The organism is uncultured Mobiluncus sp., assembly GCF_902488535.1.
In the GTDB taxonomy this organism is placed as follows: Bacteria; Actinomycetota; Actinomycetes; order Actinomycetales; family Actinomycetaceae; genus Mobiluncus.
This window is the reverse complement of sequence record NZ_CABTWO010000009.1, coordinates 1-20,841: the sequence shown is the minus strand read 5'-3', so window position 1 is coordinate 20,841 and position 20,841 is coordinate 1. Positions and strand designations below refer to the sequence as shown.

The 20,841-nt window shown below is 51.9% G+C and carries 21 protein-coding genes and 1 rRNA gene; 20 read left to right on the top strand and 2 right to left on the bottom strand.

What is annotated here, in order from left to right:
- The first annotated feature begins 344 nt into the window (after nucleotides 1-344).
- From RDL66_RS04430 to RDL66_RS04405, 6 genes are all read left to right on the top strand, one after another.
- Nucleotides 345-743 carry a plasmid mobilization relaxosome protein MobC gene (locus RDL66_RS04430; RefSeq protein WP_002596229.1) on the top strand — a complete coding sequence of 133 codons (399 nt, stop codon included), beginning with the start codon at nucleotides 345-347 and terminating at the stop codon, nucleotides 741-743.
- Complete coding sequence (locus tag RDL66_RS04425) at nucleotides 715-2,340, top strand: relaxase/mobilization nuclease domain-containing protein (RefSeq protein ID WP_002596230.1); 1,626 nt, start codon at nucleotides 715-717, stop codon at nucleotides 2,338-2,340. The genes RDL66_RS04430 and RDL66_RS04425 overlap by 29 nt, the downstream gene beginning before the upstream one ends.
- Entirely contained in the window at nucleotides 2,330-2,716 is a 387-nt protein-coding gene (locus tag RDL66_RS04420; protein WP_002596231.1) for a cysteine-rich VLP domain-containing protein, read from the top strand. The genes RDL66_RS04425 and RDL66_RS04420 overlap by 11 nt, the downstream gene beginning before the upstream one ends.
- A 72-nt stretch (nucleotides 2,717-2,788) precedes the next feature.
- Entirely contained in the window at nucleotides 2,789-3,583 is a 795-nt protein-coding gene (locus RDL66_RS04415; RefSeq protein WP_006356266.1) for a replication initiator protein A, read from the top strand.
- Nucleotides 3,580-4,422: an ATP-binding protein gene (locus RDL66_RS04410; RefSeq protein WP_002596233.1), complete on the top strand. Its 843-nt coding sequence runs from the start codon at nucleotides 3,580-3,582 to the stop codon at nucleotides 4,420-4,422. Before RDL66_RS04415 ends, RDL66_RS04410 begins: the two co-directional genes overlap by 4 nt.
- A gap of 14 nt (nucleotides 4,423-4,436) precedes the next feature.
- A complete protein-coding gene (locus RDL66_RS04405; RefSeq protein ID WP_002596234.1) occupies nucleotides 4,437-4,631 on the top strand; it encodes a transposon-encoded TnpW family protein in 195 nt (64 codons plus the stop codon).
- Between the two features lie 64 nt (nucleotides 4,632-4,695).
- On the opposite strand, the gene RDL66_RS04400 is transcribed toward RDL66_RS04405, so the two are convergent.
- Complete coding sequence (locus RDL66_RS04400) at nucleotides 4,696-4,944, bottom strand: hypothetical protein (protein WP_233265681.1); 249 nt, start codon at nucleotides 4,942-4,944, stop codon at nucleotides 4,696-4,698.
- Between the two features lie 177 nt (nucleotides 4,945-5,121).
- Between RDL66_RS04400 and RDL66_RS04395 the strand changes: the two genes are divergently transcribed.
- On the top strand, nucleotides 5,122-6,738 hold the full coding sequence (locus RDL66_RS04395; protein WP_308535460.1) for a recombinase family protein: 1,617 nt from the start codon (nucleotides 5,122-5,124) through the stop codon (nucleotides 6,736-6,738).
- A gap of 126 nt (nucleotides 6,739-6,864) precedes the next feature.
- Here RDL66_RS04395 and trpB read toward each other — a convergent pair whose 3' ends face one another.
- Nucleotides 6,865-8,097, bottom strand: a complete 1,233-nt coding sequence (trpB, locus tag RDL66_RS04390) for a tryptophan synthase subunit beta (protein ID WP_308535459.1) — start codon at nucleotides 8,095-8,097, stop codon at nucleotides 6,865-6,867.
- Nucleotides 8,098-8,539: 442 nt separating this feature from the next.
- Between trpB and RDL66_RS04385 the strand changes: the two genes are divergently transcribed.
- The 13 genes from RDL66_RS04385 to RDL66_RS04325 all read left to right on the top strand — a co-directional run.
- On the top strand, nucleotides 8,540-8,809 hold the full coding sequence (locus tag RDL66_RS04385; protein ID WP_308535458.1) for a hypothetical protein: 270 nt from the start codon (nucleotides 8,540-8,542) through the stop codon (nucleotides 8,807-8,809).
- 135 nt (nucleotides 8,810-8,944) lie between these two features.
- Nucleotides 8,945-10,219, top strand: coding sequence for an AGE family epimerase/isomerase (locus RDL66_RS04380; protein ID WP_308535457.1), 1,275 nt, complete (start codon nucleotides 8,945-8,947; stop codon nucleotides 10,217-10,219).
- A 343-nt stretch (nucleotides 10,220-10,562) separates the two neighbouring features.
- The gene (locus RDL66_RS04375; RefSeq protein ID WP_308535456.1) at nucleotides 10,563-11,750 is read left to right on the top strand and encodes a histidine kinase; all 1,188 of its coding nucleotides are present in this window, start codon (nucleotides 10,563-10,565) and stop codon (nucleotides 11,748-11,750) included.
- Nucleotides 11,743-12,429, top strand: coding sequence for a response regulator transcription factor (locus RDL66_RS04370; RefSeq protein ID WP_308535454.1), 687 nt, complete (start codon nucleotides 11,743-11,745; stop codon nucleotides 12,427-12,429). Before RDL66_RS04375 ends, RDL66_RS04370 begins: the two co-directional genes overlap by 8 nt.
- A gap of 129 nt (nucleotides 12,430-12,558) precedes the next feature.
- Nucleotides 12,559-12,999 carry a peptidase inhibitor family I36 protein gene (locus tag RDL66_RS04365; protein ID WP_308535452.1) on the top strand — a complete coding sequence of 147 codons (441 nt, stop codon included), beginning with the start codon at nucleotides 12,559-12,561 and terminating at the stop codon, nucleotides 12,997-12,999.
- Nucleotide 13,000: 1 nt separating this feature from the next.
- Complete coding sequence (locus RDL66_RS04360; RefSeq protein ID WP_308535450.1) at nucleotides 13,001-13,942, top strand: hypothetical protein; 942 nt, start codon at nucleotides 13,001-13,003, stop codon at nucleotides 13,940-13,942.
- A 342-nt stretch (nucleotides 13,943-14,284) separates the two neighbouring features.
- Complete coding sequence (locus RDL66_RS04355) at nucleotides 14,285-15,262, top strand: hypothetical protein (protein ID WP_308535449.1); 978 nt, start codon at nucleotides 14,285-14,287, stop codon at nucleotides 15,260-15,262.
- 216 nt (nucleotides 15,263-15,478) lie between these two features.
- A complete protein-coding gene (locus RDL66_RS04350; protein WP_308535447.1) occupies nucleotides 15,479-16,744 on the top strand; it encodes a peptidoglycan-binding domain-containing protein in 1,266 nt (421 codons plus the stop codon).
- Nucleotides 16,741-17,409 carry an ABC transporter ATP-binding protein gene (locus tag RDL66_RS04345; RefSeq protein ID WP_308535445.1) on the top strand — a complete coding sequence of 223 codons (669 nt, stop codon included), beginning with the start codon at nucleotides 16,741-16,743 and terminating at the stop codon, nucleotides 17,407-17,409. Before RDL66_RS04350 ends, RDL66_RS04345 begins: the two co-directional genes overlap by 4 nt.
- Nucleotides 17,399-18,634: an ABC transporter permease gene (locus RDL66_RS04340; RefSeq protein ID WP_308535443.1), complete on the top strand. Its 1,236-nt coding sequence runs from the start codon at nucleotides 17,399-17,401 to the stop codon at nucleotides 18,632-18,634. Before RDL66_RS04345 ends, RDL66_RS04340 begins: the two co-directional genes overlap by 11 nt.
- Nucleotides 18,635-18,731: 97 nt before the next feature.
- Nucleotides 18,732-19,325, top strand: a complete 594-nt coding sequence (locus RDL66_RS04335; RefSeq protein ID WP_308535441.1) for a DUF2599 domain-containing protein — start codon at nucleotides 18,732-18,734, stop codon at nucleotides 19,323-19,325.
- A 33-nt stretch (nucleotides 19,326-19,358) separates the two neighbouring features.
- Complete coding sequence (locus tag RDL66_RS04330; RefSeq protein WP_296182153.1) at nucleotides 19,359-19,709, top strand: hypothetical protein; 351 nt, start codon at nucleotides 19,359-19,361, stop codon at nucleotides 19,707-19,709.
- A 392-nt stretch (nucleotides 19,710-20,101) separates the two neighbouring features.
- Nucleotides 20,102-20,841: ribosomal RNA gene (locus RDL66_RS04325) — 16S ribosomal RNA — on the top strand; the annotation flags it as partial.

Genomic DNA, 20,841 nt, shown 5'->3' with positions numbered 1-20,841 from the left:
TTTGGCATTTGGAGCATTTACCCGTAGTAGAGGGCAAAGAGAAAGGATTTCTCCAACACCGGGTAGAAACCACTGCGTCCGGTGTCATTTTAGCGAAAGCGGGCAGGAATGCCCTTTACAGGATTAGTAGTAGCAGAAAAAGAGAAACAAACTTTTGTGGTTGCAGTTTTCCAAAAAAGTGGCGGACGGAAGTGAGAGAAAGTTTGCAGTCACGGAGAGCAAGTTTCTACCACGGTGCCAAAATCCGCAATTCTGCAGTTTTGCCCCTCGCGGGAAACTTGTTGGGGAGTGCCTTCCCCAAACCCTGCTCATGCGCCCTTACGGGCGAGAAAGGAGGTCACACCATGCGAAAGAAATACAACACGCCCCACCGCAGCCGCGTTGTGAAAACCCGGCTGTCCGAAGATGAGTATGCCGACTTCACAGCGCGGCTTGCGCCCTATGGTATCAGCCAGTCCGAATTTCTCCGGCAGGCGATACGGCGGGCGACCATACGCCCGGTTGTCCATGTGTCGTCGGTCAATGACGAGTTGCTTTCCGCTGTCGGGAAGCTGACAGCCGAGTACGGCAGGATCGGCGGCAACCTCAATCAGATTGCCCGGTATCTGAACGAATACGGCGTACCCTACAACACCCTTTCCGGCGAGGTACGCGCCGCCATATCCGACCTTGCCGTCCTCAAGTATGAAGTCCTCAAGAAAGTAGGTGACGCGGTTGGCAACACTCAAGCATATCAACTCTAAAAACGCCGACTACGGAGCCGCCGAGCAATATCTTCTCTTTGAGCATGACGAGTTTACCATGAAGCCCGTCCTTGATGAAACCGGCAGGCTTATCCCCCGCGAGGACTACCGGCTGTCCACGCTGAACTGCGACGGGGAGGATTTTGCCGTTGCGTGTATGCGGGCCAATCTCCGCTATCAGAAAAACCAGCGGCGGGAAGATGTGAAAAGCCACCACTACATCATCAGCTTTGACCCGCGGGACGGGCCGGACAACGGCCTGACCGTAGACCGGGCGCAGGCGTTGGGGGAACAATTCTGTAAAGAGCATTTTCCCGGCCACCAGGCCCTTGTCTGCACCCACCCGGACGGGCATAACCACAGCGGCAACATTCATGTGCATATCGTCATAAACAGCCTGCGGATTGAGGAAGTGCCGTTCCTGCCCTACATGGACAGGCCGGCCGATACGAAAGTCGGCTGCAAGCACCGATGTACCGACGCTGCCCTGCGCTACTTCAAATCCGAAGTCATGGAGATGTGCCACCGGGAGGGGCTTTATCAAATCGACCTCTTGAACGGCAGCAAGAACCGCGTCACCGACCGGGAGTATTGGGCGCAGAAAAAGGGACAGGCCGCGCTGGACAAGCAGAACGCCCCCATGATTGCCGATAGTATCACGCCCCGGCAGACCAAGTTTGAAACGAACAAGGAGAAGCTGCGGCAGACCCTACGGAAAGCCCTTGCCACCGCCGCCAGCTTTGACGAGTTTTCCTCTCTGTTGCTGCAGGAGGGTGTGACCGTCAAGGAGAGCCGGGGGCGGCTTTCCTACCTCACGCCGGACAGGACAAAGCCAATTACCGCCCGGAAGCTGGGCGACGATTTTGACCGCGCCGCTGTCTTTGCCGTTTTAGAGCAAAACGCCGCCAGAGCAGCCGAAGCGCCAGCCAGATCCCCCGATCCCCCACGCACCATAAAAGACCGCTTGCAGGTTGCCAGAGCCGAGATAGCCGCCCCGAAACAGGACGGAGTGCAGCGGCTTGTGGACATTGAGCAGAAAATGGCCGAGGGCAAAGGCCGGGGCTATGAACGCTGGGCGAAGATACACAATCTGAAGCAGGCCGCCAAAACGCTGTCCGTCTACCAGCAATACGGCTTTACTTCCCCGGAGCAGTTAGAAGCCGCCGTTGACACCGCCTATCAGAAAATGCGCCAGACCAGCGGCGAACTGAAAGCACTGGAAACGAAGCTGCAAGGGAAAAAGAAGTTGCAGCGGCAGGTGTTGGCCTACGCCCAGACCAAGGCCGCCCGCGACGGGCTGCGGGCACAGAAATCCGAGAAAGCCCGCGCCGCATACCGGCAGGCCCATGAGAGCGATTTTATCATAGCCGACGCAGCAGCCCGGTATTTCAAGGCGCATGGCATTACCAAGCTGCCCGCCCGGAAAGCGTTGCAGGCCGAGATCGAGCAGCTTATCTCCGAGAAAGACGGCCTGTATAACACCTATCACGAACAGAAACAGCGGTTCAAGGAGTTGCAGACCGTCAAGCGGAACATCGACCAGATTTTGCGCCGGGACGAGCCGCACCGCAGAAAGGAGCAGAGCCATGAGCGATAACCTGCCCCACATGGACTACCGCCAGCACCGGCGGGCGCGGCGGCTGGTACATGAGTGCTGTAACTACGATGAGGGGAACTGCCTGCTATTGGACGACGGGGAGCCTTGCGTGTGCGTCCAGAGCATTTCCTTTTCCCTCATGTGCCACTGGTTCCGTGTGGCTGTCCTGCCCCTTGACGGGGAGCTGGCCGCAGCCCTCTTGTGCCGGGGAAGCCGGAAACGGTGTGCCGTCTGCGGGGCGGCCTTTGTCCCCAAATCCAACCGGGGAAAATACTGCCCCGACTGCGCCGGGCGCATGAAGAAAATCAAAGCCGCCGAGAGAAAGCGGAAACAAAGGCAGAGATGTCACGCTTTAGAGCCTTTCAAACCCGCATAAATCAAGGCTTTTTTCGTGGGTGTCAAAGGGTACGCGATACATTTATCCTTTTCCCCCGGAAACGGCGTTTTAATGCGTGACAATACGCCAAAATCAACCCGAACACAGGGAGGTGATCCTATCGCTGATTATATCAGGGCAGACACGCGGCTGCCCGCCTATCTGCCGTATCCCCGTTTCCTGCTGAAAATGGAGATTTCACAGACCGCCAAGCTGCTGTATTCGCTGCTGTTAGACCGTTCCACCCTCTCCCAGAAAAACAAGTGGCTGGACGACGAGGGCAGGATTTATATTATCTATCCCATCGCGGAGATAGCAGAAATACTGGATAAAGGCAGCACCACCATCAAGGGGGCGCTTAATGAACTGGACACGGCGGGGCTGTTGGAACGGGAACGGGGCGGCTTCTCCGCACCGAACCGGCTTTATGTCAAAGTACCGCCAGTGCCACAGGTACAGTTTTCAGACCAACTGATGGCCGGAAGTCCGCCCCTCATAGAGCCGGAAAACCGTCCTACTGATGGTCAGAAAACCGACCTTATGATGGTCGGAAAACCGTCCCCTAACCAAACTACTATAAACAACCTTACAGAGAGCCAAACAAAGGGAGTGAGTGGGGGGCCGTCCGCGCCCTATGGCCGATATGGAAATATTTTTCTGTCACAGACCGAATACGACGAGTTGCAGGCAGAGTACCCTGACAGGCTGGAACGGTTCATCGAGGAAATGAGCCGCTACCTTGCCGCCAACGGGAAAAGCTACCAGAACTATGCCGCCGCCCTGCGGATATGGGCGGGGAACGACAAAAAGGAAGCCCCTAAAAAGGGCATACCAGACTACTCATGCAAGGAGGGCGAGAGTTTATGAAGAATGAAATCAACGCGGTTTTGGAGAATATGACGACCACCATCCCGGAGCCGGAGGACTACACCGGCGAGGACGGTTTACTGTACTGCGGCAAGTGCCGCAAGCCGAAAGAAGCCTATTTTGCGCCGGATAAGGCCGCTATCTTCGGGCGCGACCGCCACCCGGCAGAGTGCGACTGCCAGAGAACCGCCCGCGAGGAACGGGAAGCCGCCGAAAAGCGGCGCAGACACCTTGACACCGTGGAAGAACTGAAACGCCGGGGCTTTACCGACCCCACCATGCGGGACTGGACTTTCGAGAACGACAACGGCAGGAACCCGCAGACCGGGCTTGCCCGCCGGTATGTGGAGCATTGGGAAGATATGCGGACAGACAATATCGGCTGCCTGTTCTGGGGCGGCGTAGGCACCGGCAAAAGCTACCTTGCAGGCTGTATCGCAAACGCCCTCATGGAGAAAGAAATCCCCGTCCGCATGACGAACTTTGCTCTTATCCTCAATGACCTTGCCGCCAGCTTTGAGGGGCGCAACGAGTACATTTCCCGCCTTTGTCGTTATCCGCTGCTGATCCTTGACGACTTCGGCATGGAACGCGGGACGGAATACGGGCTGGAACAGGTGTTCAATGTGATTGACAGCCGTTACCGCAGCGGCAAGCCGCTGATCGTCACGACCAACCTTACGCTGGACGACCTGCACAACCCGGAGGACACCGCCCATTCCCGGATTTATGACCGCCTGCTTTCCATGTGCGTCCCGGTACGCTTTACCGGCGACAACTTCCGGCAGGAAACCGCCAAGCGGAAAATGGAGAGCATGAAGAAACTGATTACCGACTGAAAGGAGTATTGCCTATGGCAGATAACAAGCAGCACGACACCCGCACCACCCGCCGCCCTGACTGTGTGACGGAAATCCGCATGGGCAATTCCGTCCTTGTCGTGTCCGGCTATTTCAAGAAAGACACCACAACCACAGCCGCCGACAAAATGGCGCGGGTACTGGAAGCGGAAGCCGCTGCTACACAGGAGCCGACTTATCCGGCGTGAACCGGGGCATGGAAAAGCGGCCATGCCAGGGAGCATGACCGCTGGAACGAAAATCGGAAGTGCTTTAGCAATTCTTAATCTCATTCTCTATAAAATAATTTGCAATTTCAAAGGCTTTTATTCTTCTCTTTGCCAATGTGATTTGTGATTTATAACGCTCGGAATTATCCTTTGATTCAAATGTTTTTACTGTTTCTCTTAGCTTGTGCAGAGTTGAATCAATTTGCCTTTTGGCCGCGGTTAATTCATCTATTGTATACTTCATGTTTTCTCCTTTAACTTCTGATTTTTTTGTTAAATCAGAGTATACCACGGAGTTATGAACTTTTCTACTGCAAATATGGGACGACAACCCATACCATAAAAATCGGAAAATTGAAAAGCTGTAAAGAAGCAAATTTAACGCTTTTGCCGCTGTACAGCCCCCGCCGTTCCGTGGTACAATGAAACCACGGAATAGTGGGGCTGGCTGTCGGAAACGGAGGATTTTATGTTAAGACAAGCCACCCAAAACCTCATTACCGCCCTTTATCCGAGATTGTCCCACGAGGATGAATTGCAAGGCGAGAGTAATTCCATATCGAACCAAAAAAGGATACTCGAAACCTACGCAAAACAGAACGGCTTTACCAATCTGCGCTGGTACACCGACGACGGTTTTTCCGGCGCGAACTTCCAGCGGCCCGGATTTCAAGCCATGCTTGCGGACATTGAAGCCGGGAAAGTGGGTACGGTCATCGTCAAGGACATGAGCCGGTTAGGGCGAAACTACTTGCAGGTAGGGTTTTACACGGAAATGCTGTTCCCTCAAAAGGGAGTGCGTTTTATCGCTGTCAACGATAATGTGGACAGTGCCAGCGAGGGCATGGACAACGATTTTACCCCGCTGCGAAATCTGTTCAATGAATGGCTGGTGAGAGATACGAGCAAGAAAAACAAGGCAGTGAAAAAGTCAAAAGGCATGAGCGGCAAGCCTGTTACCAGCAAGCCGGTTTACGGCTATGTGATGGACGAGGACGAGAATTTTATTATAGACGAGGAAGCCGCCCCGGTGGTGCAGCAGATTTACCAGCTTTGCCTTGCCGGGAACGGCCCGACCAAGATTGCCCGTATGCTGACGGAGCAGCAAATCCCCACGCCGGGGACGCTGGAATATCAGCGGACAGGCAGCACCCGCCGTTATCACCCAGGCTATGAGTGCAAATGGGCGACCAACACCGTCGTTCATATCCTCGAAAACCGAGAGTACACCGGATGTCTGGTGAACTTCAAAACGGAAAAGCCTTCTTATAAGGTCAAGCACAGCATAGAGAACCCCGTCGAGAAGCAGGCCATTTTCGAGAACCACCATGAGCCGATCATCGACAAGGAAACATGGGAACGGGTGCAGGAGTTACGCAAACAGCGCAAACGCCCGAACCGCTACGATGAAGTGGGGCTGTTCTCCGGGATTTTGTTCTGCGCCGACTGCGGCCATGTGCTGTATCAGCAGCGGTATCAGAACAAAGACCGCAAACAGGACTGCTACATCTGCGGCAGCTACAAGAAGCGCACCCGCAACTGTACGGCGCACTTTATCCGCACCGATCTGTTGACCGCTGGTGTCCTGGCAAATCTCCGGCAAGTGACCGAATACGCAGCCAAGCATGAGAGCCGGTTTGTGAAACTACTTGTCCAGCAGAACGAGATCGGCGGCAAGCGAAAGACCGCCGCAGCCATCAAGCAGCTTGAACAGGCGCAGGAACGCATTTCTGAAATCAGCCGCATTATCAAGCGGCTGTATGAGGACAATGTAAACGGCAAAATCAGCGATGAGCGTTTCATGGAACTGTCGGCTGACTACGAAGCCGAGCAAGCGGAGCTGAAAAAGAGAGCCGCCGCCCTGCAAGCCGAACTGGACAAGTCACAGGCAGCTACCGTCAACGCCGAGAAATTTATGGGCATTGTCCGCAAGCACCTTGCCTTTGAAGAACTGACCCCCACTCTCTTGCGGGAAATGATCGAGAAAATTGTGGTGCATGAGTGCAGCTATGATGAGAACGGCACCCGCAGGCAGGACATTGAGATTTATTACAGCTTTGTCGGCAAGATTGACTTGCCCGAATAACCGCCCGACCTATCCGACACAATGGCCAAGTGTCGGATAGGAACGGCAAAATTTTTTGCACTTCTATTGCTTCTTTATCACACATAAGCAAATGGTCCGGGAACAAAACATTTTTAGAGCTTTGGCCTATTTGACGTATTCCTCGCCGGTACCGTAATGCTCAATCACGTAGTCGAGGTCCTTATCCCCGCGACCTGACAGGTTCACCAGGATGGATCCCGTCTTACCTTTGCGGGCTTCCTTGATGGCATAAGCCAGGGCGTGAGAGCTTTCGATGGCGGGGATGATGCCTTCCAAGCGCGAGAGCAAGAACAGGGCTTCGATAGCTTCCTCGTCTCGAATGGTCACGTAGTTGACGCGTTCCATATCGTGTAGCAGGGAGTGTTCGGGGCCAACCGAGGGGTAGTCCAGGCCGGAGGCGTTGGAATAGACCGGCGCGGGATCGCCCTTTTCGTCCGCGAGCATGATCGAGTTGAATCCGTGCATCACACCTTCGCCGCCGTAGGTAATGGAAGCCGCGTGATCGCCCAATGCCGTGCCCCGGCCTTGAGGTTCCACGCCGTAAATCTCTACCGGATCGGCCAGGAAGGGGACAAACATACCGATGGCGTTGGAACCGCCACCCACGCAGGCCATCACTTTATCCGGCAGATGTCCGGTCTGTTCCAGGAACTGAGCCCTGGCCTCGGCTCCAACCACCTCTTGAAAATCGCGCACCATAACTGGGAAAGGATGCGGACCGGCGGCGGTACCGATACAGTAAATCGCGTCGTGGTATTCCTCGGAATAAGCCATGAAAGCGGCGTCCACGGCTTCTTTCAGGGTCTTGAGACCCGCACTGACTGGAATCACGCGCGCGCCCAGCACCTTCATGCGCGCCACGTTCGGAGCCTGCTTGGCGATGTCGACCTCGCCCATATAGATGTCGCATTCCAGCCCGAAGTAAGCGGCGGCGGTGGCCAGAGCGGTACCGTGCTGTCCAGCACCCGTCTCGGCAATCAGCTTCTTTTTGCCCATGTATTTAGCGAGCAGCCCTTCACCCATGCAGTGATTGAGCTTGTGTGCCCCGGTATGGTTCAAGTCCTCGCGCTTTAGGTAAATCTGGGTGCGGCCCAGTTTCTGGCTCAGGCGCTGGCAGTGATACACCGGGGTCGGGCGGCCTTGGAAGTCCTTGCGGATGCGGCGCAACTCCGCAATGAACTGGGCGGATTGGGCGATAGTGTTATAGGCTTCCGCGTACTCGTCAAAGGCTTTGACCAGCTCCGGGTCCTGCAGGTAGTTGCCGCCGTATTTGCCGAAGTACCCCTTTTCGTCAGGGTATTCCTTTAAGTAGTTGTCAAAATCGCGGTATTTATTCATCTTTTCCTCCAAAGTTTTCGCAATTTCTTACTGAAACCGGTTGGTCCGAGTCGGACCGGTCACAAGATAAAGGTACGCACTTTTTCGCCCGAAGTACAGTCATGTCCAGCATTCGAGCAGATTTGTCTCATATAATGAATCGACACCTGTCAGCGCTGGGTGTGGAGGTTTTGACCTTCGGATCGAGGAAGGGTGGTTGAATCCTTCTTTAGGTTACATCTATTTTGCATAATCAGCTCGAATTAGAATTGTCAATGTTATTTAAAAATCTCCATATATGCTTTTTAATATAAGCAATTAATACGTTTCGTTATTATTGCAAGGTTCTGAACTGCGGAAACGCCGGGCGTTAGGGTTCGGGTTTACAATCGAGAAAATATAGTTGACAGTTGTAATTAAGAATTATTCATTTCTGTTTACTTATCCCGAAAGGAAAGAAGCCATGAGTACTCAACCAGTAGTTAGTGATTGCGCAGTATCCGTTTGCTCTTATAACCACGACGGCTGCCAAGCCACCGCGATGACCATGGGCACCAAGGGCTGCTCCACCTTTATTGCCTTGCCTCAGGTCGGAGGCCTCGGAAAGCAAGCCGCGGTCGGGGCTTGCCAGAAATCCGACTGCAGCTTCAATGAGCACCTGGAGTGCCAGGCGACTGCCGTCAAAGTTGGTGGAAAGACAGGCGAGTGCCTCACCTATAACCGCGCTGCTTAGCTTTTCCCCTATAAATACATAAATCTGTGTGTGCGAACAGACGATTGTTCGCACACACAGCTGTTTTTAGACCTTAACTATTTTGAATATTCTGTATCCCCGTGAGCTAGGTGGGGCTACATTAGAATTTCAGTCATGTGTGAAATTCTTGATTTGCGTTCTCTGGCCGCGCGCGAACTCCCGGCGTTGTGTGAATTCGGCATGAAATCTAAGGTTCCCGCCGGATTTGGCTATCTCGGCCCGAATGGTGACGTCATGCCCGAGCTCGGGGCACAACTGTGGATTAATTGCCGAATGACGCATATGTTTTCGCTGTTCACCCTGGCGGGGATACATCCCGAGCAATCCCGCGAACTGGCTACTCACGGGATTCATGCCCTGAGGGAATACTTTGCGGACCATGAACACGGCGGTTGGTTTTCTTGGATTGACACCGAACTCGATGCATCCGGGCAGTCTCGCCCCAACCTCGTGAAAGGACCCCGTAAGGAAGCCTATGCGCATGCGTTCGTGATTGTCGCGGCCAGTTCCGCCACCGTCGCGAAAATCCCGGGGGCGCGCGAACTGTTGGACGAAGCCAGGCGTATCCAGGATGCTTATTGGTGGGATGAATCAGCGGGGGGAGCCCGAGAATCTTACGCTAGGGACTGGACGGAGCTGGAAGACTACCGCGGCGCGAACGCGAATATGCACACTGTAGAGTCGTGCCTATCGGCTTTTGACGCCACTGCCGACACCGAATACTTACGCCGGGGTGCTTCTATCGCCACAAAAATTATTAATGAGTCAGCCCGGGAATACGACTGGAAAATCCCAGAGCATTACACCGGTAATTGGCGCATAGATTCCGATTACAACCGCGATAAACCGACCGATCCGTTCCGTCCGTGGGGAGCCACGCCGGGTCACGGTTTCGAGTGGGCGCGTCTGATTTTGCAGCTCCAGGCCGCAGCCGAGGCTGCTGGGTTAGATCTGAATTTGGATTGGGTTCCCAAGGCCGCAGCGGGACTTTACCGTAGTGCGCTGGCTTCGTGGGGTAGCGATGGTGCTGATGGGATACCCTACACGACGGATTTCGAGGGCCGCCCGGTTTCCTCCCAACGGATGCACTGGGTCATTTGTGAAGCGCTTGGCGCCAGCCTGGTGGTAGCACAGTACTTTACCGGGCGGGCGGGTCAAGAGAGCGCGGACTTGGCAGCGACTGCGGCCCAGTGGGTGCAACGTTTTAGTGAATACGCCCAGCGCTGGCTGATTGAATCTCCCGGCCGGTGGCGCCACGAGCTTGATGCGCATAACCTACCCGCGGTGCTGACGTGGCCCGGCAAACCAGATATTTACCACGCTGGCCAGGCTATGTTCCTGTCTAGCCTGCCGATACAACCGGGTTTCGCCGCGGCCCTGCACGGTTAGACCCTTCAGAAACACTTGGGGTGTGTTTTCAGGATTTTGCGGGTTTTAGGTAAAAAATAACCTATAAAGTGGTAGAAATTAACAACGTTTGGCCGTTTTTCTGGCATGAGTCGCGTTGTAAGTTTTATAGAGTCGCGAAGTTAGGGGACTCGCTTGCGAAAAGTTGTTCTCGTTTTTCAGGTTTTGGCTCTGATAGTAGCCGCCGCGGTTTTAGTGCCGCTGCCAGCAGTATCAGAGTTGGGTGGCAGCGATTCTGAATGGGGCACTGATGCGTTCGACGCAAAATACATTTCATTTCCTGATTTCTGTAATTTTTTTCCATGGATGTGTGTGACAATAAATCGTGCTTAGAGAACTCTTCAAGCCCAGAACAAGCAAGATTCAGGCTTTGACTTTTACCCTGACCGCTGCAGGCTTGTTGACCTTGAACCTAGTAAGGTTGACAAATAGCGATTTCAGAAATGTACCCCAGATTGTTCTTTTTGACCTTTTCTTTGCTCTTTCCCTAGCCTGTGTGGGAATTTTCCCTGAGATTGGAACCGCATCATACCTGGTCTTCTACCTGTTTTCGGTCGGTAATGATTTTTTGTCTCTAGGCTCTATTTTTCTCGTACTGGGTTTGATACCAATTTGCGTGTTCTGGATATACAAAAAACACATTTTTATATCAGGTACGATTTTTGTCTCCGTTCATGCTCTCACAGTACTTTTCAATTCTGGACATCGAGAGGGATTTATCGAATTTATCGTTTTTGAGTTCGTCATAATCGCTATTTTAGGATTCCTCTCCAGAGCTTTTTCGAAACAGCTTGATGAACTGGATAATAGGGTGTCAAGTGCTAGGAGCGAATCAAAGGCAAAAGAGGACGAGATACGCCGCGATTTGGCAGGAGAGCTCCATGACAACACCGCCAAGGATTTAACTCAGATCTCTTTGTTGGCTCAGCAGTACGCACAAAGCTCCGCTACGGACACTGACCGGCTGCATTGGAAGCAAGTTGAAACTATAGCTAGAGGAGCATCCTTGCGACTGCGTCCCCTGATTCATCATCTCAAGCCCACTGGAGCCGTTTTGCCTGTAAAAGAAATGATTGCTCAGAATCGTCAGATGCTTTTACAAGAGAATATTGAGTTGGAAATTGAACTTGATTTCGACCGGCTGAACGGTTTACCGGAGTCGCAACGTAAACTATTCAACTTGTTTGTGCAGGAAGGTTCTCTCAATGTCTTGAAGTACGCTCCGAGACGGAGCGTGGTAACCCTAGACGTCGAAGTGCTTACAAACGGAACCATTCTGGTCATCATGAAGAACCGGATAGATACGAAAGCAGCAAAACGTGGGCATCTCTCTTCGGGGTACGGGTTGGAAAATCTGCAACGAAGTATTTCAGAGGTGGGCGGCAGCCTGGGCTTTGACCGGATCTCCGGTCACTGGATTCTGAGAGCGGAAATTCCAGGACAAGAAGCACGAGGGCATACGGCAAAAAATAACGATGAGGGAACTTCACAGAAGGGAGTTCTTTATGGTTGAACAGGAAAAGCTGCGGGTTCTTCTTGCTGACGATGACCCGTTGATTCGCTCGGCTCTCGCTTCGGTCATGGCAAATGAGCCATCCATTGAGAACGTTATCGCTGTTGAAAATGGTGAACAAGTTTTGGTAGCTCTCAGCGCGGATCATTTTGATATTGCCTTATTGGATGTCGAGATGCCGGGGATGGGTGGGCTGACTGCTGCCAAAGAGATAGCCAGGCGTTTCCCGGAGGTGAAGACCGTCATGCTGACTTCGTTCCCGTATCCGGACTTCCTGGAGCGAGCGTTGGTGGCGGGGGCTAGGGGATTTCTCACCAAAGACACCGAAGTTGATGTCATTGTGCAGATGCTCCATCGGGTAATGAACGGGGAGCAGCCAGTTAGCCCGGAACCACAAAAGTTCATCGTGGAAGATTATCGGAAAACCGCAAAATCCCGGGAGCGTTTCGCGCAGTTCGTGTCAGCAATTGAGGCTTTGGAAGCCCGCTATCAGCCACTTTTGTCGCCACTGGCACAGGGTTTTTCCAACAAGAAAATTGCCGAAGCCGTGTATCTTAGCGAGAAGACCGTTAGGCACTATGTGTCGGAAATTTTAGAACGAACAGGTTGTGACTCCCGGACTGAATTCGCCTTCAAGGCTTTGGAAACCCGCTGTGTGCAGCTTTCTTATGACGATTGAGCATCTGCTAGGTGCAAATTCACCTAGAGATGACTCGTCATTGGGTCAGAATTTCCTCTTGCCGGAGGTAAGGACCCCTCATACCCTGAGATTGAACGGTAAGAGCTGTTCTTTAACGAAAGGAAAATCATGAAAAGCAAAGTTACTGGGCTTGGTTTCGTCATGGTAGCCGCCATGGCATTGTCTTCGATTGTTGTCCCTGCGGCGCAAGCTCACCCACCGATGTACGCTAACTGTGCGACTGGCTATGCCTGTATTTGGCAGGATACTTCATATACCGGGAAACATTATTGGAAACAGTCTGCGAATGCACAACCTACGCCTGCTGCTATGAACAACCAGGCATCCTCAGCGGCAGCTAACGGGGGACATTGTGGGATGACAAGATTCTATGATGCCGAGAGTGGCAGTAACGACGGCGCCTATTTTGATTTGTTTAGCCGTTCCGTTTATCCAGACCATTATTTTGAAGACCCCGATCTCTCGAACGGAGCAGGTGTAAACGGTAATAGCTCCCAAAATTGGGATAACCGTATCAGCTATATCAGGTTCTACAATTGTGTCCATTAACATGACGAAACAACGACTGTTGCGGTGCCTGCTTGCCGTTGTGCTGCTTTCCGTGTCCGTTGCGGCGTGTTCCTCAGAGGTGGATGCGGGAAGGTCGAACACCTCCGGCGTAAACCTGAAGTCTGAGGTGAACCCAACGGCAGGAACGGTGGTTTTTCCCGGCGATCGTTTTGCTCTTTCCGAAGTGGAGCGGATGCATTTGGTTGATGCTGATCTGGTTGCATATGCCGTGTGTGCGCGTGAACACGGTGTACCGTTTTATGCCCAATTTATTGGAAATGGGAAAGCTCCCGAGTATAGCATGCGTGGTGGTTTCGGTGGACCTTGGACGGTGGAAATGGCAAATAAATATGCTTATTTAGGTCCGATGACTGAGGCCGACATGATTGAGAACGGTATAATTTCACCAACGGAAAAAAGCGAATATGTAAATCCGAATGAAAGTATTACACCTGAAGACCGAGAAATTATGTCAAAGGGTTGCCGTAAGTATAAAACAGCGGAAAAATTTAGGCGTTATTCAGAGCAACAGGGCAGGCCTCCAGCTGTGGATTCTTTGAGGGTATCAAATCTTTGGACAAAAATAAAAAAAGATTCAGATTATAATCCGCTCATTTCAGATTTAAAGAAATGCTATGCAGATTCCGGAATATCGGTTAAACCCAGCTCTGATGCGATATTGGGATTCACAGTTGTCGGAGCCGACTATAGCACGATTAATGCTCAGCAAATTGAGTTGGCTGTTAGAGATGCCAAGTGTCAGGTCAAAATTGATTTCATGCAAAAAATGGCAGATATTATAGCTCGCGTACAGACACCCATAATTGTCGAAAACCTTGAGGATTTAACAGCTTGGCGAAAGCAGCTTGATGGGGTACTGAAAGAAGCAGATGAGTACATTGACGCTCATCAGGATGTCATTTGGAAACAGGCTACTTCCTGACCCACGCACGTACTCTCATAGTTCCCGGCGGTACGATTTGGGCAACGGGCGCATTGCGGCAATGGTGTTCGTCTTCGCAGCACTAACCACAGGTTAGCTTAGTTTGAATTCGGAGTTGGCCCTTAGGGCTGCAAGGCAAAATCAGGGTTCAATCAGGGTCATCCCTAATTGTGTGTTTGATTTCATAGGTTTAGTTTAGTTACAAAGCACCTTTGGAGTTTGGAGGTACAAACGGTTGTATCATACACCCAACTGAAAAAGACAATTACCTTGCCATGAAATCTATTTGTGTCAAAGTTGCACTGACCTATGGTAAGACCGCTATTGTATTGGATCTTGTTTATGATTGTATTTGAGAGTTGTAACTTTGTTTGGAAAAAACTTATTGCCAGCCTGACGCTGGTTTTCACCATGCTTTTAGTGCTCGGCTGTGCCTCACCTATGAATACGATAGATCAAAAACAAAAAATACAAGATAGTACTAATGGGCTCATTTTAACAGCAGAGATAATCCCTGAAAAATCGACAGTAATTTTTCCAAGTGAACGGTTTTCTGTGCAGGGAAATGAAGGTTCAATCTTGATGACTGCTGAACTTATTGAGTATTCTAAATGTATGCAATCAAATGGAATTTCTTGGGTTGCTCAAGATTTGACCAAGTCCTATGAACCAGAGTCCCAGATGTTTTATGAGTTTGGTCCATGGACTGAAGATATGGCAAATCGCTTTGGCTCAGTACAACCAATGAGTCAAGATACACTTTTTGCTAACGGATTCATTACATCCAAACCAGATGGTTACGATTCGAGACATAAGGAGAATCCTAACACCCTCATACCAACCACATCATCATTCATTAGGATATCAAACGGTTGTAATAAAAAGGTGGAATCTATGAAAACTTCCTACACTTACTTACTAAAAACTAAACCTAAAGTTTTTGATAACCTATCAATCTCCAACTTTTCTACAATTTTTGCAAAAAACTCTAAATTTATTGCCATCAAAACCGACTTGAAGAATTGCTACCGACGCGCTGGCTTGTCCTTCGAAGATTCCGATAGTCCGTTAGGTTTTCATATTAAGGGTGCCAGCTCCTCCGTTATAAATGTGACTCAAATTCAATTAGCTCTGCAAGACGTCAAATGTAAAACACAGACTCACACAATTGAACGGATAGCTGACTTGTGGGCAAATTATGAGGCTCCTTTTATTGAGAAAAATTCCGCTGATTTACAAGCATATCGAGCTTCTATAGACAAAGCTTTATCTCAAGCAAAAGGGGTGATAGCAGAAAATTCCGACGTGCTTTGGAAATAATACCCCATGTCTACAAGTTTTCTAAGTTATCCACTAATAGATACGTATTCATAACTAACAGTATTTATACTTTTTATGGTGACACTTTTAGTCTATGTTATTTTATTTACAGTTTATTTCACATAACCTGCAAGAGATGGAAGAGCAGTCGAATATAAGCCAATAACTTTTCGAATACTTACAGTTAAAAAATAAAGTTACATAGGGAGTAATTAAATGATTCAAGATAATTCTGAAACAACGCACAATTTGACCGACTCTAAGCTAGCAGCTTTAGGCCGTTTGCGCGCAAAATTTCAGGACAATAGTCTTGCCTGGATTCTGTCGGCTGTTATTATCTTGTTGACGCTACTGTTGGTGATTAGTTTGGTGGCCTTATTCGTGCGTTCACCGAACGAAGCTGCCATTGAAAACTCACGCATTACCCCCGTTGTGACCGCGAAAGTTGAAAAGAAAACTTTTGACCTGACTCCAGTAGAAATCGAAGGTACAGCCTCAACAGGTGCCAGTGAAAATGTGGCGGCTACCGGCACGGTTACCGCCTTGAACGTTGCTGGTGGCGACACGGTCAATTCTGGTCAGGTCGTTGGCCGTGTGGACGGCAACCCAGTCATTGTCCTGAATATGCCGTTTAAATTGTACCGTGATATCAATACTGGCGATGCTGGTGACGATGTACGTGAAGTGCAACGTGCCTTGCAAGCCCTCGGACTTTACCACGGGCGCGTGGATGGATCCTACGGCTGGACTACTTCTCAAGCCGTTAACTTGCTCTACTCCCGCAACGCTATCCGCCCGCCCCAGGCAGCAGTACCTGTTGCACCAGCCGAGTCTGGAGAGACTACTGACGCGCCGGCTCCCGCACAGCCTGCACCACCGGCCTTGACCCCGGTACTGAAAGCCGAAATCATGGCTATGGGAGCCCCCCAGGCAACAGTGACCGCCGTGGCGCCTATCGGGACGGTACTCTCTGACACACAGCCATTGGCAACGTTGAAACTGGGCAACCCCAGCGTCACCTTACGAGTCAACATCAGCGAATCCTCCAGTTTCCCCGTTGGTCAAGAGGTAGAAATAACTGACCCGGCTCAGGGCAAAGTCGTCGCCCGGGGAAGCGTCTCAACAGTCGGTGAGTTTAGCACCAACCCCACAGCAGGCTCTTCCGATGTGAAACCCGGATACGACGTTAGTGTGAATGTCACGCACAACAATGGTCTGACCGACGGTGCAAAAGTCATGGTTTCTCCGGCAGGGGCGCAAGGGAACAAGACCGCCATCGCCATTCCCGCCACCGCGCTGCGGGAAATCGGCGGAAAAACTTTCGTGGCCGTGGCCGGAACCAAAATCAAAGGCGACCGCCAGGACAGAAAACAGGTCGAAGTCCATGTGGACCAAGTCGTCGACGGCTGGGCGCTACTGGCAGAAAAACCTGCTCCGGCTCTAAAACCGGGACAAACCGTAATCGTGGCGGTGCCCCGATGAAACTGTTGGAAATTAGGGACTTGACGAAAACCTATTCGGTGCGCCCGCCGGTGCCGGTATTAAAAGGTGTAAATCTGGATGTTGAAGAAGGACAAAAAGTCTTGGTTGCGGGTCGTTCCGGAGCGGGGAAATCGACTCTGTTGAACATCATCGGACTGTTGGATGAGCCCACCAGCGGTGAATATGTGCTGCAAGGTGAACACGTCGAGTCTCTGCCAGAAGCCAAGAGAGACAAAATTCGCGGGGACACGCTCGGTTTCGTGTTTCAGGACTTTCACGTTTTGGGACACCGCAGTGTGCGGCAAAACCTGGAACTGAAACTGTCCATCAGTCACGTGCCGGTATCCGACCGCGAGGAACGCATTAACGTCGTGCTGGATGGGGTCGGCCTAAAGCGGCGTGAACACGCTTTGGCGCGGCTTTTGTCCGGCGGGGAAAAACAGCGCCTCTCCCTGGCTCGTGCCATCATCTGTGACCCGAAAATCATTCTCGCTGACGAGCCTACCGGCAACCTCGATTCGGGCAATGCTCGGGTCGTGTTGGGTTTATTGAACCGTGAGGCAGCTAGGGGAGTCACGGTTATCGTTATCTCTCATGACCTGCGATTGCTGAGATGGGCCGACCGTTCACTGGAGCTCAGAGAGGGGGTGCTGCATGAGAAGTGAAACGCGCCACGACATTGCCCTCGATTTTCTCGCTGATGTTGCCATTGAGCTGAAAACCCAAGCCATGAGAACTATTCTGTTGACCTCTGCAGTCGCGCTGAGCATCGGGGCACTTCTCGCTTCGATGGGGATAACGAATAATGCAGCGCACGCCATTGACGCCGATTTGGCAGCATCTACGGGGCGCCAAGTTGTGGTGCGGCTAGCGGAAGACACTGCGCCGGAGGAATCTGGCGCCCCGTCCAACACGAGAAAATCAGGCGGGGAAACTATACAGCGGGAGTATCCGTCTGACACGGTGGAGCGCCTGCAGGTTCTTTCCGCGGTACAACACGTGGGAGTGATGCTTCCTGTCAGCCAGGTTCACGGAGTCACCGTCGCGCGGCCTGTTACAAAAACCACCCGCGATAACCAGTCAGTGCGGGCCGTGACCTCGGACTATTTCGCCGCTGGTGCGGCACGAGCGACGGGAGCGGTGAGTCTTATGGATTCCGAGCTCCCGGTGGCGATTTTGGGTGAAGCTGCAGCTAAGACCTTTGAGGTTCCCTTTACAGCTGACCTTACTGGGGTGAGCATGCTGATTGACGGACGCCAGTTCGCTGTGGTTGGTTTCGTGAAAGGGGATGGGATGTGGGCAAACGACGTGTTCATCCCCTATACAGTGGGACTGGGAATAGCAGGTAACGACCGCCAGACCGAAGTATTGTTGCATTCCAAGGTTGGGGCGGGTTCCCAAGTGGCAAAGGTGGCGCGGTTGGCTTTGCGTCCCGAAGCGCCGCAGACTTTGGCGGCTTCGCAAGTGATCTCGGCGGGGGCCTCGCGGGGGAAAGTCGCGAATGTGCTGGGACAGCAGGCTGCGTGGATTGGCGGGTTCTTGCTGATTTTGACCATGTTGCTGATTACAAATTCGATGGTGGTTTCCGTAACTTCACGCACTACTGAGATTGGGATTCGTCGAGCTTTAGGAGCGTCTCGGTCTGCCATAGCGATCACCTTCCTGGTCGAGGGTGCTTTGGTGGGTTTTTTGGGCGGCTTGGCGGGTTCGGTTCTGTCGGCACTAGTCGTGTTGGTGGTGTCCGCATTCAGCGGCTGGTCAGCATTTCTAAGCGCGGTGTGGTTAGCAGGCGGGCCGTTGTTGGGCACAGCGGTGGGTGTGCTGGCCTCAGTTTATCCGGCCGTACGGGCCGCCAGGGTTCAACCCGCAATAGCAGTGCGTTCCAACTAAGACAATGCCGACAGGTAAGGTGTCCCGAAATGTTGACGGACTCAAATACCGGATGTATATTTAGGTTAAGCTAACCTAAGCGTAAAGGGGCGCTGAAATGTTTAGAAAACTATCCGTAACTATTGCGGCTGTATCCCTGCTGTTAGCTCCATCGTTGGCATTTGCAACAGATAAACCACTCCCGACTGCTCAAGAGCAGGAATTTTACCGTGAAGCATATGGTCACAGTTTTTCCCCTCAGGAACATGAGGAGTACCTGTCGATTTTCGGCTCTGTGCCGACTCCAGAAGAAGTTCGTCAATATGTAGCCTCCTCCGAAGCAGAGCAAGCTGAACTGGACAGAGAAAGTGCTTCGTACGCAAGCCTTGATGGCACAACCTTACAAGGTTATTGGTCCAGCGACCTGTTTTCTTATGGTCGTTGGATAGGCCGCGAAGTTTGGGCTCTTTCCCTAATGCCTAGTCAGACTGTGATTCCAGCAGTTTCAGCCAAATATTCAGGTGAAGGATGGGTTCAGATATACAACCGCTTCAATGGAGACCGCCATTGGTCTTTCTATAAAAGTAAAGGTGCAGATAGCAGTATGAGGAAACAGTACCTATGCCATGTACGGTATGGTTCTATCAAAGTCCCGTGGAACATTGAACCATCAAAACTCCCTAGCGCGATTAATGATGTTACCTGTAACTGATTCGATTCTTTCCCGCCAATCTGAGGAGTAATAATGGATTTGCTAGTGGCTTTTACTGCTGCCCTCATAGGGCTAATCGGCGTGTTCGAACTGGTCTACGCCCTCAAGTTCTTTGCTGGTTTTCCGCCAACCTCCTGGCAGCGAGTGGCTTACGGCCTGTTCGCAGTGTTGGCTTTGGCTTCAATCTACCTGCCGGACTATCTGCTGTTGCGTTTCCGTCCTCTGATTGACCCGGATGTACAAGATTTCTATAACCAAACCTTCCTGCCAGTCTTTAGAGGCTGCGCCTGGGTGGTGGCGGTGGCGACCTTGGTCATCCTCATCTGGCGAGAATCCCGAATCAAGCCGACGGCTCCCTCGCAGTTGGTCGCGTCAGTCGGCTGAGTAAACCCAAGCTGGCAACAAGTTCCTTCTCGTATTTTCGTTGAAAACTCAGGGATTTCCGGGTTCGCGACACGCCCGAACGAGCAACAGAGGCTCCAAAATTTGCATCGCGTTCGAGCCTGGTGTATTGTTTTATCTGTTGCGCTCTTTTGGGTTATTCCGAAGGGTTGCAGCGCCCCGATTGTTGAAATCTCGGTGAAAACTGGGGTGGATCGGTGAGTGGGTTTGTTGGTTTTGATCTCGATAGCGTTTTGTTTTTTGTTTACGCGTTTTTTGGTGCCCTTTTTTTGGGGTGCTTTTTTGTTAGTGTTTTTGCGGTTTTCTGATTTGATGAGGACCGTGTTTGTCAGGTTTTTCTGGCTCTTTTTGGATGGACTGTTTTTGGTTTGTTTTTTTTGGAGAGTTTGATCCTGGCTCAGGACGAACGCTGGCGGCGTGCTTAACACATGCAAGTCGAACGATGAAGCGGGTGCTTGCACTCGTGGATTAGTGGCGAACGGGCGAGTAACACGTGAGTAACCTGTCCTTTTCTTTGGGATAACGGCTGGAAACGGCTGCTAATACTGGATATTCAGGCGTCACCGCATGGTGGTGTTTGGAAAGGTTTTTTCTGGGATTGGGTGGGCTCGCGGCCTATCAGCTTGTTGGTGGGGTGATGGCTTACCAAGGCTTTGACGGGTAGCCGGCCTGAGAGGGTGGTCGGTCGCACTGGGACTGAGATACGGCCCAGACTCCTACGGGAGGCAGCAGTGGGGAATATTGCACAATGGACGGAAGTTTGATGCAGCGACGCCGCGTGGAGGGTGTAGGCCTTCGGGTTGTGAACTCCTTTTTCTCGCGAAAAAGGCACAGTTTTGGCTGTGTTGATGGTAGTGGGGGAAGAAGCGCCGGCTAACTACGTGCCAGCAGCCGCGGTAATACGTAGGGCGCGAGCGTTGTCCGGATTTATTGGGCGTAAAGAGCTCGTAGGTGGTTCGTCGCGTCTGTCGTGAAAGCCAGCAGCTTAACTGTTGGTCTGCGGTGGGTACGGGCGGGCTTGAGTGCGGTAGGGGTGACTGGAATTCCTGGTGTAGCGGTGGAATGCGCAGATATCAGGAGGAACACCGATGGCGAAGGCAGGTCTCTGGGCAGT

Coding starts and splice junctions, on each gene's coding strand:
- RDL66_RS04430 (WP_002596229.1), top strand. CDS start 345: ATGCGAAAGAAATACAACACGCCCCACCGCAGCCGCGTTGTGAAAACC.
- RDL66_RS04420 (WP_002596231.1), top strand. CDS start 2,330: ATGAGCGATAACCTGCCCCACATGGACTACCGCCAGCACCGGCGGGCG.
- RDL66_RS04415 (WP_006356266.1), top strand. CDS start 2,789: ATGCGTGACAATACGCCAAAATCAACCCGAACACAGGGAGGTGATCCT.
- RDL66_RS04410 (WP_002596233.1), top strand. CDS start 3,580: ATGAAGAATGAAATCAACGCGGTTTTGGAGAATATGACGACCACCATC.
- RDL66_RS04405 (WP_002596234.1), top strand. CDS start 4,437: ATGGCAGATAACAAGCAGCACGACACCCGCACCACCCGCCGCCCTGAC.
- RDL66_RS04395 (WP_308535460.1), top strand. CDS start 5,122: ATGTTAAGACAAGCCACCCAAAACCTCATTACCGCCCTTTATCCGAGA.
- trpB (WP_308535459.1), bottom strand. CDS start 8,097: ATGAATAAATACCGCGATTTTGACAACTACTTAAAGGAATACCCTGAC.
- RDL66_RS04385 (WP_308535458.1), top strand. CDS start 8,540: ATGAGTACTCAACCAGTAGTTAGTGATTGCGCAGTATCCGTTTGCTCT.
- RDL66_RS04380 (WP_308535457.1), top strand. CDS start 8,945: ATGTGTGAAATTCTTGATTTGCGTTCTCTGGCCGCGCGCGAACTCCCG.
- RDL66_RS04370 (WP_308535454.1), top strand. CDS start 11,743: ATGGTTGAACAGGAAAAGCTGCGGGTTCTTCTTGCTGACGATGACCCG.
- RDL66_RS04365 (WP_308535452.1), top strand. CDS start 12,559: ATGAAAAGCAAAGTTACTGGGCTTGGTTTCGTCATGGTAGCCGCCATG.
- RDL66_RS04360 (WP_308535450.1), top strand. CDS start 13,001: ATGACGAAACAACGACTGTTGCGGTGCCTGCTTGCCGTTGTGCTGCTT.
- RDL66_RS04355 (WP_308535449.1), top strand. CDS start 14,285: ATGATTGTATTTGAGAGTTGTAACTTTGTTTGGAAAAAACTTATTGCC.
- RDL66_RS04350 (WP_308535447.1), top strand. CDS start 15,479: ATGATTCAAGATAATTCTGAAACAACGCACAATTTGACCGACTCTAAG.
- RDL66_RS04345 (WP_308535445.1), top strand. CDS start 16,741: ATGAAACTGTTGGAAATTAGGGACTTGACGAAAACCTATTCGGTGCGC.
- RDL66_RS04340 (WP_308535443.1), top strand. CDS start 17,399: ATGAGAAGTGAAACGCGCCACGACATTGCCCTCGATTTTCTCGCTGAT.
- RDL66_RS04335 (WP_308535441.1), top strand. CDS start 18,732: ATGTTTAGAAAACTATCCGTAACTATTGCGGCTGTATCCCTGCTGTTA.
- RDL66_RS04330 (WP_296182153.1), top strand. CDS start 19,359: ATGGATTTGCTAGTGGCTTTTACTGCTGCCCTCATAGGGCTAATCGGC.